General features: G+C 59.1%; 15 protein-coding genes. 8 read left to right on the top strand and 7 right to left on the bottom strand.

What is annotated here, in order from left to right; all coding sequences use genetic code 11:
- Window position 1: 1 nt before the first annotated feature.
- Both K3556_RS08755 and K3556_RS08750 read right to left on the bottom strand, forming a co-directional pair.
- The gene (locus tag K3556_RS08755) at window positions 2–940 is read right to left on the bottom strand and encodes a methylenetetrahydrofolate reductase (protein ID WP_260516423.1); all 939 of its coding nucleotides are present in this window, start codon (window positions 938–940) and stop codon (window positions 2–4) included.
- 26 nt (window positions 941–966) lie between these two features.
- The gene (locus K3556_RS08750) at window positions 967–1,263 is read right to left on the bottom strand and encodes a virulence factor (protein WP_260516422.1); all 297 of its coding nucleotides are present in this window, start codon (window positions 1,261–1,263) and stop codon (window positions 967–969) included.
- 277 nt (window positions 1,264–1,540) lie between these two features.
- Here K3556_RS08750 and K3556_RS08745 point away from each other — a divergent pair, with 277 nt between their 5' ends.
- From K3556_RS08745 to betB, 3 genes are all read left to right on the top strand, one after another.
- Window positions 1,541–2,653 carry a Ppx/GppA phosphatase family protein gene (locus K3556_RS08745; protein ID WP_260516421.1) on the top strand — a complete coding sequence of 371 codons (1,113 nt, stop codon included), beginning with the start codon at window positions 1,541–1,543 and terminating at the stop codon, window positions 2,651–2,653.
- The gene (locus tag K3556_RS08740) at window positions 2,653–3,384 is read left to right on the top strand and encodes an RlmE family RNA methyltransferase (RefSeq protein ID WP_260516420.1); all 732 of its coding nucleotides are present in this window, start codon (window positions 2,653–2,655) and stop codon (window positions 3,382–3,384) included. The genes K3556_RS08745 and K3556_RS08740 overlap by 1 nt, the downstream gene beginning before the upstream one ends.
- A gap of 156 nt (window positions 3,385–3,540) precedes the next feature.
- Window positions 3,541–4,995, top strand: coding sequence for a betaine-aldehyde dehydrogenase (gene betB / locus K3556_RS08735; protein ID WP_260516419.1), 1,455 nt, complete (start codon window positions 3,541–3,543; stop codon window positions 4,993–4,995).
- Between the two features lie 13 nt (window positions 4,996–5,008).
- On the opposite strand, the gene K3556_RS08730 is transcribed toward betB, so the two are convergent.
- From K3556_RS08730 to K3556_RS08710, 5 genes are all read right to left on the bottom strand, one after another.
- The gene (locus K3556_RS08730; protein ID WP_260516418.1) at window positions 5,009–6,865 is read right to left on the bottom strand and encodes a hypothetical protein; all 1,857 of its coding nucleotides are present in this window, start codon (window positions 6,863–6,865) and stop codon (window positions 5,009–5,011) included.
- Window positions 6,866–6,873: 8 nt separating this feature from the next.
- Window positions 6,874–7,149, bottom strand: a complete 276-nt coding sequence (locus K3556_RS08725) for a hypothetical protein (protein WP_260516417.1) — start codon at window positions 7,147–7,149, stop codon at window positions 6,874–6,876.
- Window positions 7,150–7,300: 151 nt separating this feature from the next.
- On the bottom strand, window positions 7,301–10,507 hold the full coding sequence (locus K3556_RS08720; protein ID WP_260516416.1) for an efflux RND transporter permease subunit: 3,207 nt from the start codon (window positions 10,505–10,507) through the stop codon (window positions 7,301–7,303).
- On the bottom strand, window positions 10,500–11,480 hold the full coding sequence (locus K3556_RS08715) for an efflux RND transporter periplasmic adaptor subunit (RefSeq protein ID WP_260516415.1): 981 nt from the start codon (window positions 11,478–11,480) through the stop codon (window positions 10,500–10,502). Before K3556_RS08715 ends, K3556_RS08720 begins: the two co-directional genes overlap by 8 nt.
- A gap of 152 nt (window positions 11,481–11,632) precedes the next feature.
- Entirely contained in the window at window positions 11,633–12,475 is an 843-nt protein-coding gene (locus K3556_RS08710) for a LysR family transcriptional regulator (RefSeq protein WP_260516414.1), read from the bottom strand.
- Between the two features lie 107 nt (window positions 12,476–12,582).
- On the opposite strand from K3556_RS08710, the gene K3556_RS08705 reads away from it, so the two are divergent.
- The 5 genes from K3556_RS08705 to K3556_RS08685 are packed head-to-tail and all read left to right on the top strand — an operon-like array spanning window position 12,583 to window position 17,378.
- Window positions 12,583–13,182, top strand: coding sequence for an amino acid synthesis family protein (locus K3556_RS08705; protein WP_260516413.1), 600 nt, complete (start codon window positions 12,583–12,585; stop codon window positions 13,180–13,182).
- Complete coding sequence (locus K3556_RS08700; RefSeq protein WP_260516412.1) at window positions 13,154–13,933, top strand: alpha/beta fold hydrolase; 780 nt, start codon at window positions 13,154–13,156, stop codon at window positions 13,931–13,933. The genes K3556_RS08705 and K3556_RS08700 overlap by 29 nt, the downstream gene beginning before the upstream one ends.
- Window positions 13,930–14,853, top strand: a complete 924-nt coding sequence (locus K3556_RS08695; protein WP_260516411.1) for a flavin reductase family protein — start codon at window positions 13,930–13,932, stop codon at window positions 14,851–14,853. The genes K3556_RS08700 and K3556_RS08695 overlap by 4 nt, the downstream gene beginning before the upstream one ends.
- Window positions 14,854–14,856: 3 nt before the next feature.
- A complete protein-coding gene (locus K3556_RS08690; RefSeq protein WP_260516410.1) occupies window positions 14,857–15,891 on the top strand; it encodes an LLM class flavin-dependent oxidoreductase in 1,035 nt (344 codons plus the stop codon).
- An 8-nt stretch (window positions 15,892–15,899) separates the two neighbouring features.
- Entirely contained in the window at window positions 15,900–17,378 is a 1,479-nt protein-coding gene (locus tag K3556_RS08685; RefSeq protein ID WP_260516409.1) for an aldehyde dehydrogenase, read from the top strand.
- The last annotated feature ends 8 nt before the right edge of the window (window positions 17,379–17,386 follow it).

The following is a 17,386-nucleotide window of genomic DNA, read 5'->3' as shown; positions in this document are numbered from 1 at the left end:
TTTATCCTTTGGTCAGATTGACTGGGGCGGTGTTTTCGCCGCCATTTTCGATGGCCCAGTTGGCATTGGTCTTGATCCCGCCCAGCGGGAAGAAGTGCACCTGAGATATGTTGAAGTCGGGATTGGCCGCCTTGTGGTTGGCCAGTTCGTTCAGGACATCGATCGGCTCATAGGGCAGCAACAGCTTGGTGACATCCATTGCGCGCTTTTGCAGCACTTTCAGCGATGGGCCGACGCCACAGGCGATGGCGAACTTGATCAGCGTTTGCAGTTTGGCGGGACCCGCGATACCGATATGGATCGGCAGATCAACGCCGGCCTCTTTCAAGCCGTCGGCCCATTTGATGATGGGCTTGGCTTCAAAAGCGAACTGTGTGGCCAGCGCCATTTTGGCGTCAGTGCGTTCCGAGAATTTCTGTTTCCAAAGAACGGCTTCCATGACGTTCTTCGCAGATCCATCAGGGTCGATGTCCTTGTTGCCTTCCGGGTGGCCTGCAACGTTCAGCTGGGTGAACCCGGCCTTGTCAAACAGACCTGTTTCCAAAAGCTGCATCGAGCTGTCGAAGGCACCATGTGGCTCGGCCACGCCGCCGGCCAGCAACAGCGCCTGCTTTACATTGGCTTCGCCTTGATAGCGCGCGATCCAATCGGCCAGCGTCGCCTCGTCTTTGATGATGCGCGCAGGGAAATGCGGCATAACCTCAAAGCCTTCGGAATTGATACGCTTGGCTGTGGCGACCATTTCGTCGATTGGCGTGCCTTCAATATGGGCAATATAAACGCGTGTGCCTTCGGGCAGCAGGTCGCGGAAATCTTCGACTTTCTCGGCGGTGCGGGGCATCACCTCGATTGAATAGCCTTTCAGAAAGGCCTGAAGCGCCGGGGACGCGGGCATTGCCTGACCTTCGGTCGGCTTCTTGCGGAAGTTCAACAGAGCCATTGCGGCCTCCAGTATGCGAGACGGGCTCAAGCCCATCCGTCGTTGCCAATCAGAGCAATCAGACGCTCTTTGTCATATTCCGCGTCGATCTTTGCGGCCTCCGCCACAGCAATCTCTTGCGGGTCTCCGTCCACGGCATAGGGGGCTGCCTTGCGCCATTCCGCCAGATACGCGTCGCTGTCTTCAGCGCCGATTTTCATGGCGGCCCGGTCAATGGCCTGTTCGAACCGCTCAGGCAGGGGGGCTTTTGACCCACGACGCCCTTTGCCGACGATGATCTGGGCGGGAATGTCCCTCCAGTAAACGATGGTCACGTCCGGCATGCGATTCTTCCTCCTCCGCTTCGCTTTTTCTACGCGCGGGCGGTCCGTGCTCCACGTCGTTTTTCGACACCACGCGCATCACAAGCGACGCGCAGGATTAAGATTGGCAATAGAGGGATACGTGAAAGGAGGTTTGCAGGCCATGGGGTGGAAGCTGAAAACTTCTCAAGATGATTATGTGTGTCGACGAATTGTGTCGCCTACTTGCAGCGAAGGGATTGTCAGACAGGGCGCGTATCCCTATCTTAAAACCAACTTGAAATGGAGGGCGTGTATCATGGCGCCCAAGCGTCCCAATGGTGCGGGCGCGTTCCCAATAGCGGTCGATACCCCCGCGCCGTCAACCGTAGATCCGGCCAGCCTGTATGCGGCTTTGGATCTCGGCACAAACAGCTGTCGTATGCTGGTTGCCCAACCGAAGGGAAGCCAGTTCCACGTTGTGGACAGTTTTTCGAAATCGGTTCAACTGGGCAAGGGGCTTGAGGCTTCGGGCCGGTTAAGCCGTTCGTCAATGTCACGCACCGTGCAGGCGCTGCGGATTTGTCGCAAAAAGCTGATCAAGCACGATGTGCAACGGATGCGCCTTGTCGCGACCGAAGCTTGTCGACGGGCGTCGAACGGCAAAAGCTTTATGGCCTATATTCGGCGTGAAACTGGCTTGGATCTTGAGATCATCAAGCCAGAAGAAGAAGCGCGGCTGGCCGTTGTATCCTGTGCGCCGTTGGTGTCTACCAAGACCGAGCAGCTGCTGGTTGTCGATATCGGCGGTGGATCGACCGAACTGGTTTGGATTGATCTTTCCAAAGTGCCGCCGCTGGAACGGCCGCGATCCATCATGCGGATGGGACGTGGATTTGTTGGCGGGGTCAGCGAGTTTCCGGCCGCCAGCGTGGTCGATTGGATTTCCGTGCCACTGGGCGTCGCAACCCTGCGCGAGATGTTTGATGACGTCGAGGACGATTCTGGTCGTTACGCGCTGATGTCGGTGCATTTCGAAGAACAATTGGCTGGGTTTAGCCCGTTCCACCATGAACCGCCGCGCGAAGGGTTCCAGATCATTGGCACCTCGGGCACGGTGACGACCGTGGCGGCAACCCATCTGGGTTTGCGCCGTTATGACCGCACAAAGGTGGATGGTCTTCGCATGACCTCGGATCAGATCGAGCGCGTGATCCAGGGCTATCTGGCGCTTGGCCCGCAAGGGCGGCGCATGAATTCCCATATTGGCCGCGACCGGCAATCGCTGATCATGTCTGGCGCTGCGATCCTTCAGGCGTTATTGCGCGTCTGGCCGACGGATCGGCTGAGCGTGGCAGATCGCGGATTGCGCGAAGGGATACTCTATTCGCAGATGTCGGCGGACGGGGTTTTGGAAGGCGGACCATTCTGATGACAGAAACAGGTGGCAAGAAGGGCGGACGAGTGCGAAAAAGCTCGGGCCGCGGCCAACGGGATTTGACCGTAAAGGTCAAAACCGCCCGCGGCAGGACCAACAGCTCGACCCGGTGGTTGCAACGGCAATTGAACGACCCTTACGTGGCGCGCGCCAAGGCCGAAGGTTTTCGGGGTCGGGCTGCCTTCAAGATCATGGATCTGGATGACAAGTATCGCTTTCTGGTGAACGGTGCGCGGGTTGTCGAACTTGGTTGTGCGCCGGGTGGCTGGGCGCAAGTCGCCGTGCCGCGGATCAATTCGCTGGGCGAAAAGAGCGGCAAGAAAGTTGGCACGTTTCTGGGCATTGACCTGCAAGAGGTTGAACCGCTGGCCGGTGCCGAGTTTCATCAGCTCGATTTCATGGAAGACGATGCAGATGTGAAGGTGAAAGAGCTTTTGGGCGGCAAAGCGGACGTGGTGATGTCCGACATGGCGGCGTCCAGTTCCGGCCATAAGCAGACCGACCATTTGCGGATCATCTCGCTATGCGAGGCGGCGGCTTATTTCGCCTTCGACGTGCTGGAAGAGGGTGGCACATTCGTTGCCAAGGTGCTGGCGGGTGGCGCTGAAGGCGAGCTGCAGAAGCTGCTGAAGCAGCGGTTCCAGAAAGTCGTGAATGTGAAGCCGCCCTCCAGCCGGTCGGACAGTTCCGAGAAATTCGTGGTTGCCACCGGGTTCAAGGGCTGATTGACCGCGGGTCAGGGCGTCGATTGACACCCACAGCCTGTCGCCTTTTGGATGGTCCTTCGGCGGCGAACCTGCAAGACTTAGCCAAACGAACACTCACACGCGCAGTTCGCACCCGCCAAGTCGGGGCGTCGCGCGTCGCAGCGAGGCATTGATATGAAAGCGCAACCCAAAGCAAGCCATTTCATCGGCGGGGCCTATGTCGAAGACACCGCAGGCACCCCAATTGACGTGATCTTTCCGGCCACAGGCGAGGTTATCGCCAAGCTTCATTCAGCGACCCCGGCGATTGTCGATAAGGCCCTTGCGGCAGCCAAGTCAGCGCAGGCCAGTTGGGCCGCAATGACCGGCACCGAGCGGGGCCGCATCCTGCGCCGGGCCGCCGATATCATGCGCGAGCGCAATCATGATCTGTCGGTGCTGGAAACGCTCGACACCGGGAAGCCGTATCAGGAAACCAGCGTGGCAGATGCAACGTCGGGTGCCGATGCGCTGGAGTATTTCGGTGGCCTGGCTGGCAGTCTGACCGGCGAGCACATCCAGCTGGGCAATGGCGATTTCGTCTATACGCGCCGCGAGGCTCTTGGCGTTTGCGTCGGCATTGGGGCGTGGAATTATCCCACCCAGATCGCGTGCTGGAAAGCCGCGCCAGCGCTGGCCTGTGGCAATACATCGGTGTTCAAACCGTCCGAGACGACGCCGCTGTCGGCGTTGAAAGTGGCGGAAATCCTGATGGAAGCGGGTGCACCTGCCGGTGTGTTCAACGTCGTGCAAGGCTATGGCGAGGTCGGCGCGGCCCTTGTGACCGATCCGCGCGTCGCCAAGGTCTCGCTGACCGGGTCGGTGCCCACCGGCAAGAAGGTCTATGCGGCGGCGGCGGCCGAAATGAAGCACGTCACGATGGAACTGGGGGGTAAATCCCCGATGATCGTCTTTGACGATGCAAATGTGGAAAACGCCGTGTCCGGCGCGATCCTTGGCAACTTCTATTCCTCGGGGCAGGTCTGTTCCAACGGGACGCGGGTGTTTGTCCAGAAAGGCATCAAAGAGAAGTTTTTGAAGCGTTTGGCTGAACGGCTGGATGACGCTGTGATCGGAGATCCGCTTGATCCGGCCACCAGTTTTGGCCCGATGGTCAGCGAAGGTCAGATGAACATCGTCCTGAACTATATTGCGAAGGGCAAAGAGGAAGGCGCGCGGCTTGTCTATGGTGGTGACCGGATCAAAGGCGAGGGGTTCTTCCTGAAACCCACTGTGTTCGCGGATGTCACCGACGACATGACCATTGCGCGCGAAGAGATTTTCGGACCGGTCATGTCCGTACTGGATTTTGAGACCGAGGACGAGGTCATGGCCCGCGCCAATGACACCGAATTTGGGCTGGCCGCCGGCGTGTTTACCAACGATCTGACCCGCGCGCACCGTGTTGTGGCCGGGTTCGAGGCTGGGACCTGCTATATCAACACCTATAACGACGCCCCGGTCGAAGCCCCGTTTGGGGGCTCAAAATCCTCGGGCGTTGGGCGTGAAAACTCGAAAGCGGCCATTGAACATTATTCAGAGCTGAAAACCGTCTATGTCCGGCTGAGCGATCTGGAAGCGCCGTTCTGATCAAGCGGCCGCGTCACTTGCGGCTGGCAAACAGCGAGGGGTCAGAGAGGGGGACGTAGTATCCGGTCGCCGAAATAAGCGCCGTCTTGCCTTCCCACACCCCGTCGGGCAGGTCGAATTGCACCTCGGCCCGTTCGCCGTAGCCAAGCACCAGATTCTGTCCATCGGTCTTTGCCAGTTCTGTCGGCGAAACCGCCGGATAGGCAGTTTCTTCGCCTAATTCGTCGCGCAGGATCAGGGTGATCTGATCCAGATGCGCCAATTCGTGTTCCTTTTCGCGGATTTCCAAACGGCCTTCGAAATGGCTCAACTCCAACATATCCGTGCGTTTCTTGTCCGGCGATGTTGCGCCAAGCAGGAAGTGGTTTTCTTCGATCCAGATGTCGCCGTCCTGACGGTGGGTATAGATATAGGGGCAACTGCCAATCCCACCACCTGCGAAAAGGATAAAGTTGTTGGGGTCATGTTGCCGGAAATCATAGGTGGTGCCATCCACCTCGACCGCTTGGATGGACCATGCGGGGCCGTATTCGAAGCGCTCGACCAGTTTCGGGATGCGGCCTTTGGGCATTTCTGACGCCGTCAGGGCGAAAAGGGCGTTTTGGGTGTCGTAAGGATGCACGAAAACAATGGGCTTTTTGGCATAAGCGATGGCTTCTTCGCGGATCGCCTCGCCTGTTTTGTAGTTTTCGCGATAGCCCGAAACAACCCAATCAAAAAACTCTGGCAGCAGGGGCATTTCAATGCGAACCGGGATGACCAGTTTCTCGCCGGGAGCCAATATGCCGGGTGGCCAAAGCCGCTTATCGACGGTCCGCGCGGCGGCAAGCAAGGCCTGCGTCTCATCATGCTGCCGCAATGTCATTTCGTTGGTTTCCGCAATGCTGAACGCGCCGACATCCATTGCCGTGTCGCCGACATTTTCCAGCACGGCCACCAACAGGTCCGCGCTGCGCGTGTTGGCGGTGAAGGACCAGCCATAGTGCACGCCGGGTTCGCCCGTGACCAAGGCGTAATGTTCGGGCAACCCATTGCGGGCGAGATAGCGCAGCGCGTCAAGCGTATGATGCTGGATTTTGACGCCGGAGTAGTACCCCGCGCCCGCATTGGCAAACAAGCCGCGCTCGGCCCGTTGCGCAAGCTCGCTCGCGTTTCGCGCGTCGTCTGAGACGTCGAGCGCGCGCCCCAGATAGGCATCATATCGCGCCTCGTAGCTGTCGAGATCAGCAAGGGTGAGGGACCGCCACAGCGTTGGCGCGGTCATCTTTGCGCCGGGTTCGACCCAGCTCGCCGCGGTAAATGCGCCACCCCAATAGGCCTGATAGCCCGCAGGTATCTGATACTTCTGGAAAAGCGAGGCTGCGGCGTCCAGATCAGGTACAAATAGTTGGCCGGGGCCGAAAACCTTCCAGCCATCGGCGGCGTTCAGGTCCGGAAAGGTCCCCGCGTCGCCCTCAAAAACCTTAATCCCCGCGTCAACCTTCTGGGCATAATCCGCAAGGCTCATACCAAAATCGCCGCCTTCAAAGCCAACCTTGCCAAACAGTTGACTGCCGCCGATCTGCTGGCCGTATTTGTCCGTGATTTTGCGGATTTCCTGGTGGATGCCATTGTTGACGATGGCTTGCTGGCCACCCAGGTATTTTTCCCAATCCGGGGAAAGTTTGCCATTAATCAGAAAACTTTGGCCGATCCCGCCCAGCCGATAATAAACGACGCGGAATTTCGGCTTCTGATCCTTGTCCTTGTAACAAATGACCGTCACATCGCCGCCGACGTTCTGAATGACGGGGCTGCAATTGCCGTAAGTGGTCACTTCCTGAGCAGCGGCTGCATAGGGCAGGGCGCATAGCGCCAATATGGGCACCATAGCCCTGATCATTCGTCGACCGTTATTGTCACATCGCCGCCCGTATCTTGAACGACCGGGCTGTTGTCGCCGGTTGTGGTGACACCGTCGCCATCCGAGCTTTTCTGTTCCGAAGGGGGCGTGGGGTCGCTTGAGAACAAGCCAGCCTTATCGGCGGCTGCAAGCAATGTCGCAACGGCCGTCACAACGGCTGCGATGCCTGTCAGGACGCCTGGAAAGGTTTTCCAAAACGATTTTTCCTCAGGCTTTTTTTCACCGTCGGGTTTTGTTTTCTGGTCTTCCATAGGGTTTGGATCGAAGTCATCCGTTGTCCCCAATTTAGGGCATTCCACGGTTTCAAACAACCTCAAGTTTATAAGCGACGTGACCCAAGGCAGGTGCGAAGTCGCCAATTACTTTCCCGATGGCTTGTTGGACAGCGCACCCGCCGTCACGTCACGTGCGGAACACCCGATAGATCGCGGGGATGACCAGAACCGTCAGCAATGTCGAACTCAGCAAGCCAAAAAGCAGCGAGAGCGCGAGCCCCTGAAAGATTGGATCGGTCAAGATCACGGCGGCACCAATCATCGCGGCCACCGCAGTCAGTAGGATCGGCTTGAAGCGGATGGCGCCAGCCTCGATCAAGGTTTCGACCTTGTCTTTGGACGGGTCAGAATGCCGGATGAAATCAACAAGAAGGATCGAGTTGCGGACAATAATCCCCGCAAGGGCAATGAACCCGATCATCGACGGTGCTGAAAACGGCGCTTTGAACAGCCAGTGGCCCAAGACGATTCCCAAGAAGGTCAGGGGGATCGGCGTCAGGATGACCAGCGGTAGCTTGAACGAGCCAAATTGCGCGACAACCAGGATATAAATGCCAAGCAGCGCGATGGCGAAGGCCGCGCCCATGTCGCGGAATGTGATCCATGTGACCTCCCATTCGCCGTCCCAAAGCAGGGTGACGGCAGTTTCGTCCTCGGGCTGTCCGTTCATGCGCACCACTGGTTTTGTGCCGTCTTCCCATTCCATCGCATCCAACGCGTCCGCTACTGCAAGCATGCCGTATAGCGGCGCTTCAAAGTCGCCGGCAAGTTCTGCCATGACCATTTCGGCGGCGCGGCCATTGTGGCGGAAAATCGGGAACGACGCGCGTTCTTCCCTGATCTGAACGACATCGCCCAATTCAACGACGCCGCGAGCGCCGGGAAGGACATTTGCCGGGATCGGCGTGGACAGGAAACGTTCGTCCACCACCCGGTCGGCTTTGTCGCGTTCTACAGTGATCGGTATCGGATACCGGCCCGCGCCACGGTGTGAATAGCCAACGGTGGTGCCCGCGTTCAGGATTTGAAGCGTGGTGAAGACGTCCTGTTCCTGCACTCCAAAAAACTCGAGCTGATTGGTCGAGATCGTGGCCCTGAGGCGTCTTGGTTGTGCACCGAAACTGTCATCCACGTCGACAATGAAGGGCACGCTTTCAAAGGCTTCACGGATCTTGGTGGCCGCTTCCCGGCGGGTATCGCCGTCCGGGCCATAGACTTCTGCCAACAGGGTTGCGATCACTGGCGGTCCGGGTGGTGGTTCGACCGTTTTCAGGCTGGTGCCTTGGGGGATATCAATTTTTGCGATCCGCTCGCGGATGTCCAGCGCGATGTCGTGACTGGTCCGCTGCCGATGCGCCTTATGATCAAGATTGATCTGAACGTCGCCCATCTCGGGCCGCGCCCGCAGGTAATAGTGACGCACAAGGCCGTTGAAATTGAAGGGCGCCGCGTCACCGGCATGGGTCTGAACCGACAGCACCTCGGGCAATGCCAGCACCGCACGCGCCACGTCCTGAGCGACGGCGTCGGTCGCCTCGACGGACGCGCCTTCGGGCAGGTCAATGACGACTGAAAGCTCGGATTTGTTATCGAAGGGCAAGAGTTTCACCGTCACATCGCGGGTATAGAGCGCTGCAAGCGAGCCGAAGGATAGCACAGCGGCCAGGATAAGGAACAGCAAACTTCCCGATTTCGTGCGGAGCAACGGTCGCGCCACTGCGGCATAGGCGCGGCCCAGATTGCCGCCATGGTGCCCTTCGCCCCCGTGATCATGGGCAGGCGCACGGCCAGAGATTTTCATCATCAGCCAAGGCGTGATAATCACTGCCACGAAGAACGAAAAGATCATGGCGGCAGAGGCATTGGCCGGGATCGGGCTCATGTAAGGACCCATTAGCCCTGACACGAACAGCATGGGAAGCAGGGCGGCCACGACGGTCAGGGTGGCGACGATCGTCGGGTTGCCGACTTCGGCCACCGCGCGGATGGCTTTGTTGGTTCGGCTGTCCTTATCGGGCATCGCCCAATGGCGCGCGATATTCTCGATGACAACGATCGCGTCATCGACCAAAATACCGATGGAAAAGATCAACGCAAACAGGGACACACGGTTTAACGTGTACCCCATGATCCAAGCGGCAAACAGCGTCAGAAGGATGGTGACCGGGATTACCACTGCCACGACAACAGCTTCTCGCCAGCCGATAGAAATCAGTACAAGCGCAACGATGGAAACGGTCGCAAGGCCAAGGTGGAACAACAATTCATTGGCCTTTTCGTCGGCCGTCTCGCCATAATCGCGGGTGATATCGACCTGAACCGTCTCGGGGATAAGCTCATCTTCCAGCATATGTGTCCGGTGCAGGATTTCTTCTGCCACAACGACCGCATTGGCACCGGCCCGCTTGGCAACGGCCAGTGTGACGGCCGGAACGCGGACAATCTCGCCATCCTCGGTTCGGGTTACGTTGGCCACGATCCGGTCAGATGTGTCGGACACGAAATGCACGTCGGCCACGTCACGTACATACACCGGGCGGTTGTCGCGTGTCGTCAAAAGCAGATTGGCGACATCTGCGGGCGCTTCCAGAGTTTTCCCGGCGACCAGTGCGATCTGTTCGCCACCATCGCGCACCAGCCCCGTTGAGAAGGTGCGGTTGGCGCCTTCGACCTTGCCCGCAAGTTGTTGAAGCGTAACACCATATAACGCCAGCCGTTCTGGGTCCGGTGCGATGCGGATCGCCTCCGGTGCCTCTCCGACCAGATAGGTCAGGCCAACATTTTCGATTTTGGCCAGCTCGACCTGAAGCTCCCGGGCGATCCGGGTCAGGTCGTTGGAGGTCAGCCCGCTATCGGTGCCCTTCGGTGACAATGTCAGCGCGACGATGGCCACATCATCAATGCCCCGCCCAACGATCAGGGGCGGTTCAATTCCGACCGGAACGCGGTCAAGGTTCGCACGCACCTTTTCGTGGACCCGCAAGATTGCAGCATCCGCAGATGTTCCGACAAGAAACCGCGCCGTGACCATCGCGTAATCGTCCGAGGTTTGCGAATAGACGTGATCGACATCGTTGATACCTTGAACGATGGATTCCATTGGCTCGGTCACAAGCTTGACGGCATCCTCGGCGCGAAGGCCCGGCGCGCGAATATGAATATCGACCAGCGGGACAGAGATTTGTGGCTCTTCCTCGCGCGGCAAACTGACGAGCGCAACCAGCCCGACCGCCAAGGCTGCAAGAATGATCAGGGGCGTTAGTGCCGAGTGGATGAAGGATTGAGTGAGGCGACCGGCTATGCCAAGCGGCCCCACTTGCGATGGTTCACTCATGGCCAGCCACCAGCTTTTCATCACCGGTCAGACCAGAAAGAACCTCGATCACGGTTTCCCCGGCCACCTCGTGCGTCGCGCCCAGAACGACTGTGCGGGAAACGGGTGTGCCATCGGCTCGGGCAATGGTGACGAAATCGAGCCCCATCCGCGTTGACACGGCTTTCGATGGGACGACGATCGCCTTGGAGGTGGCGACGGGCAGACGCACAAGCACGCGCGCATCGACAAAGTCGGTCACCAGCCCCGCAACCTCGACATCCGCGATGACCCGCCCATTTTCGATCTGCGGATAGATCTTGGCAAGCTTGCCCTCCTGTTCGCCATCCGGCCCTTCAATCCGGATTGCATCACCTTCCTTAAGCCGTGTCGCGTGGCGCTCAGGCACTGCGAGGCGCAGGAAAAACCCACCCCCGCCGATTTCGGCGATCACCTCTCCGGGCAGCACGACCGATCCGGCGGTTACCGGAACCGAAAGCACAGTGCCTTCATTCGGGGCAAGCACCGCGCCTTCCGCCTCTCGTTGCTCAAGCACATTCCGCTCGGCTTCAGTTGCGCCGATCCGACCGTTGATCACATCGACTTCGGTGCGCAAGGCGTCCAGACGTTGTACGGTCGTCGCACCCCGTTCAAGAAGGTTTTCGCCGCGCGCCAGCTCTGCCATGGCGTTCTTGAGCTGGGAATTGAGTGACTGTAGCGCGGCGTCAACCGCGCTGAGCTGAAGTGCAAGCTTTTCGTCGACGACTTGCGCAATCAACTGGCCAGCGGCCACACGAGAGCCTTCAACAACCTGAACGTCGACCAATGTCCCGCCCAAGCGTGACCGGGCGGGGATCTGGTCGCGCGCTTCAATGCGCCCAAAAACGGCTTTCCAATCCGTCAGTTCAAGCTTGCGCGCGGTCCAATCGTCCTCGGCGGAGGCAAAGACAGGAGCAAGGGCAAGCAGCAATCCGAAAATCAACCGTCCGGTCATGGTAAAAGATCCCCCAAGTGAACATCCAAATTCACATACAACAATTTGAATACGTATTAGACCAGACAAACTGCTTTGTCCAAGCCGAAGACGTGAAACGTGGCATGATTACGTGGGATGCGCTTTGACACCGGTCAAAATATGCGGGTTCTTCAGGTCGCCAAGTGGTCCAGCAGCCACGACCGGAAGCGTGAAGCCGTTTCATTGCCTTCTTTGATCGACAGGTAATAGCCTTCTTGCGCCTCAACCGAGGCGGGATGGGCGTATTCGAGTTGGCCCGTCGAAATCGCATGGCGCACGAGCAGCTCACTGACCAGCGCAACCCCATGGCCGTGTGACGCCATATGAAGCGCCATACCGTAGGAATCTGCGAAGAGCGTGGGTTTTGGTGTCCCGCCGATTGCGTTCCCCCAACCGCGCCAGCCACCCGATGTCCCGACAGCTTCGATCAGCGGCAGATCTTCGAATTCACCCTTAAGGGCGGGGGATTTCAACGCGATCAGACGATTGGGCGTCAGCAGTTCGGCGTTTCGACCGACTTGCTTTTTTGATCCGAAGCGGATTTCGACATCCGCCCTTGCGCTGACGAAATCATCGGGCCAGATCGCACTGAGGAACCTCAGATGTGTCGTCGGGTGGGCCACGGTGAATCCCCTCAGATGCGGTGCGATCACCCATTGGGCGATGCTGACCGACGCCGCCACGGTCAGTTGATTCTCTACGGTTCCGGAATCGAAGATCTCGGTAGCTGCCGTCAGTTTATCCAATGCCGCACCCACCTGAGGCAACAGACGACGCCCGCCATCTGTCAGCGACAGGCCGCGTGCGTGGCGCGTAAACAGGGCCACACGCAACCGCGTTTCCAGCGCTTTCACCTGTTGGCTGACGGCCGATTGCGTCATGCCGATTTCTTCCGCCGCAGCGGTAAAACTCAGATGCCGCGCGGCAGCTTCGAAAGCGCGGAACCACGTGAGGGGAGGTAGCGATTTGCTCATTGGCCAAGTTACCCATTAGTCTTTCTAATACCTAAGGCCATAATTCATTCATTTGTCAAAAAGATCCGTGTGACAGACAGTCATACGGCGACGAATGGGAGAGAATGATGCAGCCTGAAATACGGAAAATCGTGACTTATGACGAAGAGGTTCTGATCGAGGGTTTCCGCCCTGCGGCTGAACCATGGCGCATGTTCGCCGTCGCCGCTGTTGTCCGCAATCCTTGGGCTGGGCGCTTCGTGGAAGACCTGAAGCCCGAGATTCAGGCTTATGGCCCGGTGCTGGGCGCAATGATGACCGAGCGGATGATTGCGCTTGCGGGAAGCGGCGACGCGATTGAGGCCTACGGCAAAGCGGCCGTCGTGGGGCTGAACGGCGAGGTGGAACACGCCTCAGGGCTTATTCATACGCTGCGTTTTGGCAACCATTACCGGGAAGCGGTTGGCGCGAAGTCCTATTTGGCCTTTACCAACACCCGCGGCCCTGCGAACGCCCCGATCATGGTGCCGCTGATGGACAAGAACGATGCAGGCCGCCGCTCGCATTATCTGACCATTCAGTTTTCGATCCCCGATGCCCCGCGCGACGACGAGATTGTCGTTGTTCTGGGGGCCGCAACCGGAGGCCGTCCGCATCACCGCATTGGTGACCGGTATCAAGACCTGAAGGATCTGGGCCATGACGTGGACAACCCTGCCGCGGTCTGACTTCGGCGCTCTTTCTTCCATAAGTAAGGGGTCCGGTCGGCTGGTATTGTTGATCCACGGCGTCGGGCTTCAAAGCGAGGCGTGGCGCCGACAGATCGAGGCACTGGCACCAACCTATCGCGCGGTCGCTGTTGACCTGCCCGGGCACGGCAAAAGCGCGATGCCCGCCGGGCAGTTTTCCGTGGCAGATTACACCAATCTGATCGCTGCGGGGCTGGAGGAACCTGCACTGGTCGTCGGCCATTCGATGGGGGCGATGATCGCGCTGGACATGGCCAGCCGGCATCCTCAAAAGCTGCGCGGTGTGGCGGGCCTCAATGCTATTTTTGAGCGCAACGCCGAGGCTGTGCAGGCTGTAAAATCCCGTGCCGCCAGCCTTGACGGCGTCACGTTGGCCGACCCGACGCAGACGTTGGAACGCTGGTTCGGCGCGGCGGGGTCCCCGGAACGGGACGCGTGCCGCGACTGGCTTACCGCAGTTGATCCTGAGGCGTACAAGACGGCGTATTCGGCCTTCGCCGATGACAACGGCCCGCGCCGGGATGCACTTGACGCGCTTGCCTGCCCGGCGCTTTTCATGACCGGTGCTTTGGAGCCCAATTCGACCCCAGAGATGTCGCGCACCATGGCAGCACTTGCCCCAAAGGGGCGGGCCATCATCGTCGACGGTGCGGCACATATGATGCCGATGACGCACGCGCGCCCTGTGAACGCGGCGCTTTTGGATTTTGCGCAGGAGGTTTGGGCATGACCGGGCTTGATCCGCGCGCGCTTCGCGATGCGTTTGGCAGTTTCATGACAGGGGTGACAGTTGTCACCACTTGCGACACGGACGGGCAGCTTTTCGGCTTCACGGCGAACTCCTTTTCCTCAGTGTCGCTCGACCCGCCGCTTCTTCTGGTCTGCCCGGGCAAATTCCTGTCGTCATACGCAGCCTTCACGGCGTGCAGCCACTTTGCGGTGAACATCCTGGCCGAGGGACAGGAAGAGGTGTCCAACACCTTCGCCAGCTTCAAAGGTGATCGCTTCGCGCGGGTCGCCCACCAGCGCGATCAACACGGCCTGCCACTGATTGACGGGGCCTTGGCCCAGTTCAGCTGTGCAACCCGGCAAGTGATGCCCGCCGGGGATCATTCTATCCTGATCGGAGAGGTTCTGGGGGTCACCCATGCCGAAGGGCAGGGGCTGGGCTATGCCAGTGGCCAGTATTTCAGTCTCGGACTTGAAAGGTCTGCGCTTGAAAGCACCGGTGGAACAGCAATTTGCGGCGCAATTGTTGAGGTCGGTGATCAGGTTCTGCTGGAGAAGACCGAGGGTGGCTTTCGCCCTCCGCAGATTGCGGCACCGGACAGAACTGGTCTGCGTAACGCTTTGGGGGATGCGCTGGGTGGGCTGGGGATCGAGGCCGAGATCGGGCCAGCTTATTCCGTCTTTGACGACAGGCGCAGCGGCACCCATTACGCCTATTTTCTGGCAAGCGGGCGGGTGCCTGTTCAAGCGGCAAATGTCCATGCGGTCCCCGTCAGCGACCTTCCTTCGCTGCCCTTCACCACCCCAGCCATCGCCGAGATGATGGCGCGCTATGCCCGCGAGGCCCGCACGCAGAGTTTTGCGCTTTATGTGGGGGACACGCAGAGCGGCGATGTTCACATCCTGAAAAAAGGAGTTTGAGAGATGGAGTTTTCGCTCTTCGCGCATATGGACCGTATGAGCCCCGAACAAACCCATGAGACCCTGCACGAAGAGTTCATGGCGCTGTGCAAAATCGCTGACGAGGCGGGGATGCGGGCCGTTTGGACCGGCGAGCATCACGGGATGGACTTCACAATTTCTCCTAATCCGTTTCTGGAGCTGGTGCATATTGCGGGCCAGACCAAGAACCTGCGGCTTGGCACAGGCACTGTGATCGCGCCTTTTTGGCATCCGATCAAATTGGCAGGTGAAGCCGCGGCGGCCGATCTGCTGACAGGCGGACGGATCGAGCTTGGGATCGCGCGTGGCGCATATACATACGAGTATGAGCGCCTGATGCCCGGCATGGACGCATGGGAAGCTGGCCAACGCATGCGAGAGATAACGCCGCTTCTTCCCGAACTTTGGGAAGGGGACTGTGCGCATGAAGGTGAATTTTTCAGCTTTCCCGCCACAACGACGGCCCCCAAACCGGTGCAACAGGGCGGGCCGCCCATCTGGATCGCCGCACGCGACCCCAACAGCCACGAATTTGGCGTGCATAACGGTTTCAACATACAGGTCACGCCGCTTTGGCAGGGTATGGACGAGATCGAAACGCTGATGCAAAGGTTCAACAGCGCCTGCGAAAGCTATGCCGGACCCCGCCCCAAGATCATGCTATTGCATCATACTTATGTCGGCTCTGACGAGGCAGATGTGACGCGCGCCACGCAAGAGCTTTCGCGCTTTTACTGCAATTTCGGTGCATGGTTTCAGAACAAGCGTCCGATCAGCCAAGGCCGCCTTGCGCCGCTGAGCGACGAGGAGTTTGCCGCGAACGCGCTGATGGCGCCGGAAAACCTGGGCCGCGATTTGACGATCGGCACCGCTCAGAACGTTATCGAACGGATCAAACGCTACGAGGATTTGGGGTATGATGAGTTTTCGTTCTGGATCGACAGCGGGATGAGTTTTGAACGCAAACGGGCGTCGCTTGAACGTTTCGTCAATGACGTCATGCCAGCTTTTCAGTGAGGGGCACCATGGAACAGAAACCACATTATCAGCTCTTCATCGACGGTGAATGGGTGGAAGGCGCGGCGCGGCAAGTCATGGCGTCGCAAAACCCTGCAACAGGGCAAGACTGGACCTCCTTTGCCTGTGCTGCACCCGAAGATGTTAACCGCGCTATCACGGCCGCACGTCGCGTGCTTGATGATCCTGAATGGCGTGACATGACGCAAACGCAACGCGGCAAGTTGCTTTACCGTTTGGCCGAGCTGATCGAGCGGGACGCGCAGCGCATTGGCGAGGTCGAGACCACGGACAGTGGCAAGCTTTTGGCCGAGACAACAAGCCAGTCGGCCTATGTGGGGGATTACTACCGCTATTACGCAGGGCTGGCCGACAAGATCGAAGGTGCTGTGCTGCCCATCGACAAGCCTGACATGCACGTCTTTACCCGCCGCGAGCCGATCGGCGTGGTCGCGGCAATTGTGCCTTGGAATGCGCAGATGTTTCTGACCGCAACCAAGCTTGGCCCTGCGTTGGCTGCGGGTTGTAGCGTCGTGATCAAAGCGTCTGAAGTCGCGCCCGCCCCGATGCTGGAATTTGCGCGGCTGATCGAAGAAGCTGGCTTTCCACGCGGTGTTGTCTCAGTCATCACGGGGGACGCAGAAAACTGCGCGATCCCGCTGACTCGCCACCCCGATATCGACAGGATCGCCTTCACCGGGGGGCCGGAAACCGCCCGCCACGTCGTGCGCAACTCGGCCGAAAATTTCGCGGTGACAACGCTGGAACTGGGCGGCAAATCCCCCATTCTGGTGTTTGAGGATGCCGACCTTGATGGCGCGGCCAACGGGCTGATTGCGGGCAATTTCGGTGCGTCGGGTCAAAGTTGCGTCGCTGGCTCGCGCGGCCTTGTTCATCGGTCGATCCTTGACGCCCTTGCCGCCAAGATCGAAGAGAAAATGGCCGGGGTCGTGATCGGCGACCCGCTGGACAACGCCACGCATATTGGCCCGCTTTGCACCAAAGCGCAGGTTGAAAAGATCGAGGCAACTCTGGCAGCGTCCACGGCAGCTGGCGCGCGTATTCGCTTTGGCGGCAAACGCGTGGACGGGCCCGGCAACTTTATGGCGCCAACGCTGGTGGAGTGTGCCGATCCTGAGACGTCGACCTTGACGACCGAAATGTTCGGCCCGGTAATGTCGCTGTTGCCGTTTGATACTGAAGACGAGGCGATTGCACTGGCCAATGCGTCCCAATTCGGGCTTGGATCGGGTGTCTTCACACAGAACGTAGCGCGCGCGCACCGCGTCTCGTCGCGGCTCAAGGCAGGTATCTGCTGGATCAACACCTATCGCGCGGTCTCTCCGATTGCGCCCTTCGGCGGCTACAACCAGTCGGGCTACGGGCGCGAGGCCGGCATCGAGGCGATCCACGACTATACCCGCACCAAAACCACATGGATCAACACCTCTGGCGCACCGATGGCAAACCCATTCGTCATGCGTTGATGATCCTT

Origin of the sequence: Aliiroseovarius sp. M344, from assembly GCF_025140835.1 — a bacterium.
In the GTDB taxonomy this organism is placed as follows: domain Bacteria; phylum Pseudomonadota; class Alphaproteobacteria; order Rhodobacterales; family Rhodobacteraceae; genus Aliiroseovarius.
This window is presented reverse-complemented; position numbering and strand designations above follow the sequence as displayed.

Excerpts from the sequence above, each read along its gene's own strand:
- K3556_RS08725 (WP_260516417.1), bottom strand. The coding sequence starts at position 7,149 with ATGGAAGACCAGAAAACAAAACCCGACGGTGAAAAAAAGCCTGAGGAA.
- K3556_RS08705 (WP_260516413.1), top strand. The coding sequence starts at position 12,583 with ATGCAGCCTGAAATACGGAAAATCGTGACTTATGACGAAGAGGTTCTG.
- K3556_RS08700 (WP_260516412.1), top strand. The coding sequence starts at position 13,154 with ATGACGTGGACAACCCTGCCGCGGTCTGACTTCGGCGCTCTTTCTTCC.
- K3556_RS08685 (WP_260516409.1), top strand. The coding sequence starts at position 15,900 with ATGGAACAGAAACCACATTATCAGCTCTTCATCGACGGTGAATGGGTG.
- K3556_RS08750 (WP_260516422.1), bottom strand. The coding sequence starts at position 1,263 with ATGCCGGACGTGACCATCGTTTACTGGAGGGACATTCCCGCCCAGATC.
- K3556_RS08690 (WP_260516410.1), top strand. The coding sequence starts at position 14,857 with ATGGAGTTTTCGCTCTTCGCGCATATGGACCGTATGAGCCCCGAACAA.
- betB (WP_260516419.1), top strand. The coding sequence starts at position 3,541 with ATGAAAGCGCAACCCAAAGCAAGCCATTTCATCGGCGGGGCCTATGTC.
- K3556_RS08710 (WP_260516414.1), bottom strand. The coding sequence starts at position 12,475 with ATGAGCAAATCGCTACCTCCCCTCACGTGGTTCCGCGCTTTCGAAGCT.
- K3556_RS08695 (WP_260516411.1), top strand. The coding sequence starts at position 13,930 with ATGACCGGGCTTGATCCGCGCGCGCTTCGCGATGCGTTTGGCAGTTTC.
- K3556_RS08730 (WP_260516418.1), bottom strand. The coding sequence starts at position 6,865 with ATGGTGCCCATATTGGCGCTATGCGCCCTGCCCTATGCAGCCGCTGCT.
- K3556_RS08755 (WP_260516423.1), bottom strand. The coding sequence starts at position 940 with ATGGCTCTGTTGAACTTCCGCAAGAAGCCGACCGAAGGTCAGGCAATG.
- K3556_RS08745 (WP_260516421.1), top strand. The coding sequence starts at position 1,541 with ATGGCGCCCAAGCGTCCCAATGGTGCGGGCGCGTTCCCAATAGCGGTC.
- K3556_RS08740 (WP_260516420.1), top strand. The coding sequence starts at position 2,653 with ATGACAGAAACAGGTGGCAAGAAGGGCGGACGAGTGCGAAAAAGCTCG.
- K3556_RS08720 (WP_260516416.1), bottom strand. The coding sequence starts at position 10,507 with ATGAGTGAACCATCGCAAGTGGGGCCGCTTGGCATAGCCGGTCGCCTC.
- K3556_RS08715 (WP_260516415.1), bottom strand. The coding sequence starts at position 11,480 with ATGACCGGACGGTTGATTTTCGGATTGCTGCTTGCCCTTGCTCCTGTC.